This is a genomic window from Mesorhizobium intechi, from assembly GCF_002879535.1.
Classification (GTDB): domain Bacteria; phylum Pseudomonadota; class Alphaproteobacteria; order Rhizobiales; family Rhizobiaceae; genus Mesorhizobium; species Mesorhizobium intechi.
The window spans coordinates 1-6,402 of sequence record NZ_PNOT02000151.1 but is presented as its reverse complement, the minus strand read 5'-3'; the positions used below and the strand labels follow the sequence as shown (position 1 = coordinate 6,402).

6 protein-coding genes and 1 pseudogene are annotated in these 6,402 nt (G+C 63.1%); 4 read left to right on the top strand and 3 right to left on the bottom strand.

Annotated features, from left to right (window positions below; genetic code table 11):
* The coding region (locus C1D09_RS12745; protein ID WP_143974670.1) for a LacI family DNA-binding transcriptional regulator at positions 1-835 on the bottom strand (835 nt) is incomplete at its 3' end.
* Positions 836-1,201: 366 nt separating this feature from the next.
* On the opposite strand from C1D09_RS12745, the pseudogene C1D09_RS12740 reads away from it, so the two are divergent.
* A pseudogene (locus C1D09_RS12740) lies at positions 1,202-2,259 on the top strand (diguanylate cyclase domain-containing protein).
* 610 nt (positions 2,260-2,869) lie between these two features.
* Here C1D09_RS12740 and C1D09_RS12735 read toward each other — a convergent pair.
* Together C1D09_RS12735 and C1D09_RS12730 are read right to left on the bottom strand one after the other, a co-directional pair.
* On the bottom strand, positions 2,870-3,136 hold the full coding sequence (locus tag C1D09_RS12735; RefSeq protein ID WP_143974669.1) for a DUF1488 family protein: 267 nt from the start codon (positions 3,134-3,136) through the stop codon (positions 2,870-2,872).
* Positions 3,133-3,387 carry a hypothetical protein gene (locus tag C1D09_RS12730; RefSeq protein WP_143974668.1) on the bottom strand — a complete coding sequence of 85 codons (255 nt, stop codon included), beginning with the start codon at positions 3,385-3,387 and terminating at the stop codon, positions 3,133-3,135. Before C1D09_RS12730 ends, C1D09_RS12735 begins: the two co-directional genes overlap by 4 nt.
* Before the next feature lie 246 nt (positions 3,388-3,633).
* On the opposite strand from C1D09_RS12730, the gene C1D09_RS12725 reads away from it, so the two are divergent.
* The 3 genes from C1D09_RS12725 to C1D09_RS33115 all read left to right on the top strand — a co-directional run bounded on the left by C1D09_RS12725 (position 3,634) and on the right by C1D09_RS33115 (position 5,994).
* On the top strand, positions 3,634-3,948 hold the full coding sequence (locus tag C1D09_RS12725) for a co-chaperone GroES (RefSeq protein WP_143974667.1): 315 nt from the start codon (positions 3,634-3,636) through the stop codon (positions 3,946-3,948).
* Positions 3,949-4,009: 61 nt separating this feature from the next.
* Positions 4,010-5,635: a chaperonin GroEL gene (groL, locus tag C1D09_RS12720; protein ID WP_143974666.1), complete on the top strand. Its 1,626-nt coding sequence runs from the start codon at positions 4,010-4,012 to the stop codon at positions 5,633-5,635.
* Between the two features lie 200 nt (positions 5,636-5,835).
* Positions 5,836-5,994: a hypothetical protein gene (locus tag C1D09_RS33115; protein ID WP_167514535.1), complete on the top strand. Its 159-nt coding sequence runs from the start codon at positions 5,836-5,838 to the stop codon at positions 5,992-5,994.
* Positions 5,995-6,402: the final 408 nt, after the last annotated feature.

The following is a 6,402-nucleotide window of genomic DNA, read 5'->3' as shown; positions in this document are numbered from 1 at the left end:
CGACATCGTCGGGAACGTCGAGGCCGCGCTCGCGCAGGGCATCGATGACACCTCGCGCGATCTGGTCGTTGCCGCAGAAGACGGCGTCGGGACGTTCGCTCTTGCCGTCGAACAATTGCGCCACCGCTTCATGTCCCCAGGCTTCCGACCATGCGCCGAGCAGCGGCTCGGTGACCGGCAGGCCGTTTTCGGCGAGCACGTCGCGATAGGCCTGGGCGCGGGCGTGCACCACGGCAAAGCTCGCCGGTCCGCTGACATGGGCGATGCGCCTGCGGCCAAGCCGGCAGAAATGTTCGACCGCCAGCCGCGCGCCGCCGGCATCGTCCGAGACGAAGGCGACAGCGTCGGGATCGGGCTGGGTGAAGGCATAAATCACCGGGATGCGCAGATTGGCGAGATCCACAGGCAGATGGCGGTCGATGCGCTTGCCGGTGGCGATGATGCCGTCGACGCGCTTGTCGAGCATGGCCTCGACATGCAGCTGGCCCAGCCGCGGATCCTCCTCGACATTGCACAGGAAAACCGAGACGCCATTGTCGACCAGCGCGTCCGAGATGCCCGACATCAGCGGCAGCGAGAACCGGCCATAAGTATCGTTGGTGAGCAGGCCGACGGTGAAGGAGCGGCGCCTGAGCAGGCTTTGCGCCAGGCTGTTGGGCCGGAAGCCCAGGCTGCGCGCCGTCTCGCGGATGCGCTCGCGCGTCTCGGCCGTCATGCGCCCCTGGTCATTGAGTGCCTTCGAGGCCGTGGCAACGCTGACGCCGGCCCGCGCCGCCACGTCACGCAAGGTGACGGGCTTGGGGAAAACCGGAACAGGCTGATCATCCGATGCCATCGAGAATCCTTGAGTGGGAAAAGGTTTTCTCTTACAGGCCGGAACAAGGCCCGGCCAATGGCCGAGCCTGATCGGAACTGTTTGGAAAAACCTTTTCTCAAGTCGAGGCTAAGCCAGATCTCGGGATCGTTCAAGGGGAAAAGTGGGCCAGGGTCCCGGTATGCGCTTTAGGGTCGAATTCTCCCTCGCCCTATCTCCGAGCGCCAGCGCCGCCCCTCATCCAGTTGCCGCCGCGCTGCCATGATTGGCGATTTCAACTAAAACCAGCGACCATCTTTCCAGCCTGTCCCCGGCTAAAGCCAGGCCGCCGTCAGCGAAGTTTTAAGGGCTGTTGCGCCATGGTGGCCGCCCGCCAGGAGTTCCGCCATGCCCGATACCTCAGACGCTCCGCAAGGTCCGGCCTCGCAGCCTGGCAAGCGGTTGGGGCATGAGAGCGCAGCTGAACGCCGCGATGCTGCCGCCATCGCCCACCTCAAGGCCGAACTCGCCGCGCAGGCCGCGCTGATCGCCAGGCACGAGGTTTCACTGGCGCACAGCCGCAAGATCTTCGACCGCGCCTCGGTCGCCCACGCATCGGCGTGTGGGAATGCAGCCTGCCCGGCGAACAATTGCACTGGACCGATGTGGTCTACGATCTGTTCGACATGCCGCGTGGCGCAGCACTCGACCGCTCGGAAATCATCAAGTGCTATCCGGCGGAGTCGCGCAAGGCGCTCGACAGTCTGCGCAGCCGCGCCATCGCCGAGCGCAGCGGCTTCACCCTCGACGCCGAGATCACCACCTTCGCCGGCCACAGCCGCTGGATCCGCATCACCGCTACCGTCGAGTGCGAGGCGGATGTGCCGGTGCGCATCTTCGGCATGAAGCAGGACATCACCGAGGAAAAGATCCTGTCGGACCGGATGCGCTATCTCGCCGAGTTCGACGCCATGACGGGGCTTGCCAACCGCGCCCGCTTCCAGGCACGGCTGTTGCAGGTGGAGGCCAGCCGTCCGCTCGGCGCGCTGCTGCTGATCGATCTCGACGGCTTCAAGGCGGTCAACGATACGTTCGGCCATGTCGTCGGCGACGAGTGCCTGAAGGCGGCGGCCGAGCGCCTCGCCGAAGGCTGCGGCGAGGCGGATCTGGTGGCGCGCGTCGGCGGCGATGAGTTCGCGGTGCTGCTTGGCTCGCATCTCGACCGGGCTGCCGTCTCCGGCGTGGCGCGCGAGATCATCGAGGGGATGGGCAAGCCGGTCGTGGTGCGCGGCCAGTCGCTGAGGCTCGGCGCCTCCGTCGGCATTGCATTTGCCAAGGAAGGCGCGCCTTGCGACCTGTTCGCGCAGGCCGACACCGCGCTTTATGCCGCCAAGGCGGCGGGGCGCAACACGTTCCGCATCTTCAAGGCCGACGCCGGCGGCAAAGGCCGGAGCGCCGCGGCGTAAAGGCGTGAGTTTTTCAGGGAAGGCCTGGACGGCTTCCTCTGGAATCATTTTTGCAAACAACGAGGTAGGGCGGCGATTTGAAGCTCTGAATCGCCTGGCGGCACGCGCGTGTCGGTCATTTATGTCCGCGCAGCCTCGATACTCTCCTCCCAGTGGTACCGCCCGGGATTTCGGGGCACGGAGCCCGCCGAAGAGCGACGCCAGGCGACATTTTGCAAAGTACCGACAGAACGGCCGTTGGGCTTAACTCTTCCGCAAGCATTTCCCCGTTAGGTCGGTTGCAATGGCCTCGTGGCGGAGCGGCTACGCTGGAGACGGCAAATCTCTGAAGCCTCGGTTCGATCCCGAGGCGAGGCCTCCAAAAATCCTACAGCCGAGAACCTGTGCCCGACCTCTCCTCGCAGCTGATTTGCGCGGTCCCGGTCATTGTTGCCTCGGGCGATCATAGCCACGAAAGCACAAGGCCGACGTCAAAACCGCCTATCATCCGGCATGCAGGGCGCTCGCGAAACGAGGGCTATGGCAGGCGCGCGCCTGCTGCCGCCTCGACCATTTCGAAAAAGCCGCGAAGATACGGACGATGATCGAGCACATGGGCCGCCTCGGCTGATCAGCCGAAGTCGGCGGCCGTCAGCACATACATGCTCTTGCGCGTGCGGCCGTAAGCCTTCGACGCCACGTCGCGGATAGTGCTGCTCTCGGTGTCGAATGTGGCGAGGTAACCGGCCTCGTTGGCCGCGGTTGCCGGCTGCATCCTGGTCATGGCATCGGCGGCGACCGAGAAGGAAATCTGGAACATTCCATCATGGCCGACGAAGCGGATGCGCTTGCCGGCTTCGTCATAGCTGCGGCTTTGGTTGGGGAAGGTCAGGCTCATGTTTTTGCCTCCATCGCGGCGGCCTTCTTGGTCGCCCGCTTCTTCTTCGGCGTCGGGTTCAGGGCTTCGGCGATGCGGTCCGCCTCTTCCTTGGCAAGGCGCAAAGTCCTGAGTTTCGCCGTCTTGATCTCCCTGGCCCTCGCCTCGGACATGTATTCGGCGGTCGCCTTGTTGCGCTCCGCCGTCTTCTTCTGCTTGTCGACGAAGCGGGCTTCAGCTTTTTCCATGATCGTCTGATTGCCGTCGGCCATCGTATAAATCTCCTTGGTGCCCGGAAACGTGAAAGTGAACTTGTCCGATAAATAGGCACTCAACCGGCAAAATTCAATTTTTTGAATTATTTATGCCATTCGCGATAACACGAAATCGCTGGCCGAAATAATACTTTTCACTATTTGTCGAGCGCGCGAATAATTTTTGGCACTCCTATCTATCGAGTGCCAAAGCGCCTATATGGGAGAAGCGGCCGCCTAAGCCGGCCCCAGAAAGAAGTTTTCATGAAGTTTCGGCCACTCCACGACCGCGTCGTCATCCGGCGCGCCGAAGGCGATACCAAATCCAAGGGCGGCATCATCATTCCCGACAATGCCAAGGAAAAGCCGCAGGAAGGCGAAGTCATCGCCGTCGGCCCCGGCGCACGCGACGAAAGCGGCGCGCTTGTGCCGCTCGACGTGAAGGCCGGCGACTTGATCCTGTTCGGCAAATGGTCGGGCACCGAGGTCAAGATCGACGGCGAAGACCTTCTGATCATGAAGGAAGCCGACATTATGGGCGTCATCGAGAAGAGCGTCGAAGCCAAGAAGGCCGCCTGACTGGAGCGCCGCGCCTTCCGCGCGGGGTTCGTCCACTCCAAATTCGAACAGGATTGAAAAAATGTCTGCCAAGGAAATCAAATTCGCCACCGACGCGCGTGACCGCATGCTGCGCGGCGTCGAGATTCTCACCAATGCGGTGAAGGTCACGCTGGGTCCCAAGGGCCGCAACGTCATCATCGACAAGGCCTATGGCGCGCCGCGCATCACCAAGGACGGCGTCACCGTCGCCAAGGAAATCGAGCTTGCCGACAAGTTCGAGAACATGGGCGCGCAGATGGTGCGCGAAGTGGCCTCGAAGACCAACGACCTTGCCGGCGACGGCACCACCACCGCGACCGTGCTGGCCGCCTCGATCCTGCGCGAGGGCGCCAAGCTGGTTGCCGCCGGCATGAACCCGATGGACCTCAAGCGCGGCATCGACCAGGCGGTCGCCGCCGTCGTCGTCGAGATCAAGGCCAAGGCCACGAAGGTCAAGTCGTCGGCCGAGATCGCACAGGTCGGCACCATCGCCGCCAACGGCGATGCCAGCGTTGGCGAGATGATTGCCAAGGCGATGGACAAGGTCGGCAATGACGGCGTCATCACCGTCGAGGAAGCCAAGACCGCCGAAACCGAACTCGACGTCGTCGAGGGCATGCAGTTCGACCGCGGCTATCTCAGCCCGTATTTCGTCACCAATGCCGACAAGATGCGTGTCGAGTTGGAAGAGCCCTATGTGCTCATCCACGAGAAGAAGCTCGGCAATCTGCAGGCGATGCTGCCTATCCTCGAAGCGGTGGTGCAGAGCGGCCGGCCGCTGCTGATCATCTCCGAGGACGTCGAAGGCGAGGCGCTCGCCACGCTCGTCGTCAACAAATTGCGCGGCGGGCTCAAGGTCGCGGCGGTCAAGGCGCCGGGCTTTGGTGATCGTCGCAAGGCTATGCTGGAAGACATCGCGGTGCTGACATCCGGCCAGATGATTTCCGAGGATCTCGGCATCAAGCTTGAAAACGTCACCATCGAGATGCTCGGCCGCGCCAAGCGCGTGCTGATCGAGAAGGACACCACAACGATCATAGACGGCGCCGGCACCAAGGCGACCATCCACGCGCGTGTCGCCCAGATCAGGGGCCAGATCGAGGAGACGACCTCCGATTACGACAAGGAAAAGCTGCAGGAGCGGCTGGCCAAGCTGTCGGGCGGCGTTGCCGTCATCCGCGTCGGCGGCGTCACCGAGTCGGAAGTGAAGGAAAAGAAGGACCGCATCGACGACGCGCTGAACGCGACGCGCGCGGCGGTCGAGGAAGGTATCGTGCCCGGCGGCGGCGTGGCTTTGCTGCGCGCCCGGGCGGCACTTGCCGGCCTGAACGGCGCCAATGCCGATGTCACCGCCGGCATCTCGATCGTGCTGCGCGCGCTTGAAGCGCCAATCCGCCAGATCGCCGAGAATTCCGGCGTCGAGGGTTCCATCGTCGTCGGCAAGCTCGCCGACAGCAAGGATCACAATCAGGGCTTTGACGCCCAGAACGAGACCTATGTCGACATGATCAAGGCAGGCATCGTCGACCCGGCGAAAGTGGTGCGCACCGCATTGCAGGACGCGGGCTCGATCGCAGCACTTCTGATCACCGCCGAAGCCATGATCACCGACATCCCGGCCAAGGATGCCGCGCCTGCGGGTGGCGGCGGCATGGGCGGCTACTAAGGATCCAGGTGGGGCCGGTCTGCAAACGGCCGATACCTGCGCTTCCGGCGCTCACGTACCAAAAGTACGATCGCTCCGGTTGTCGGTATCGGCCGTTTTCGACTCGGCCTGACCTGCGTCCGCGCCGGCTCCAGGAGCCGGAACTTGCCGCTGGGGGATTTTCTCCCGGCGCGCAGGCCTCTCGCCCAGGAAATCGATTCATGATCGTGTTCGCGCAGAAGCCACAGACGGTCGTCACGACCCAAACCACCGAGGAAAGCCGCTTCGACCGCATCCGCAGGGTTGCCGCTGACAAGCACAAGAAACCCGATTCCGATACGGCCGCGCCACAGAAGGGCGAGCCGAAGCGTCCGACGTAAGGTGGGCGCCTCGCCGCTACTGGCCGTTCAACCTCATCGTCACAATCACATCGCGGGTCAGCGGCGCCAGCCCGATGCCGTTGGCCGAGCGTGGCCCAGCCAGACACTTTCCTGTCGGCAGTATCGGCGTGTCCGCTATTGTCATTATATTAGCCTAAGCGCATATTTGTCCGGCAGCGCGCCCTTGGCCGCCAACGCGTCCCAGGGCGCCTGCAATTGTTCCGAAAAATAAATCACTCCGCGCCGCTCGAATTGTGGAGCAGCACGAGACAATGACATTTGGAGGAGATACCCATGAAAGTCACTATCTTGGCAAACTATGCGCCTCATGCCGCCAAAGGATTGATGCAAGGCTCGGACAGGCAGGCTGCGGTCAAGGCGCTTTTTGAAAGCGTTGGCGGCAAGATG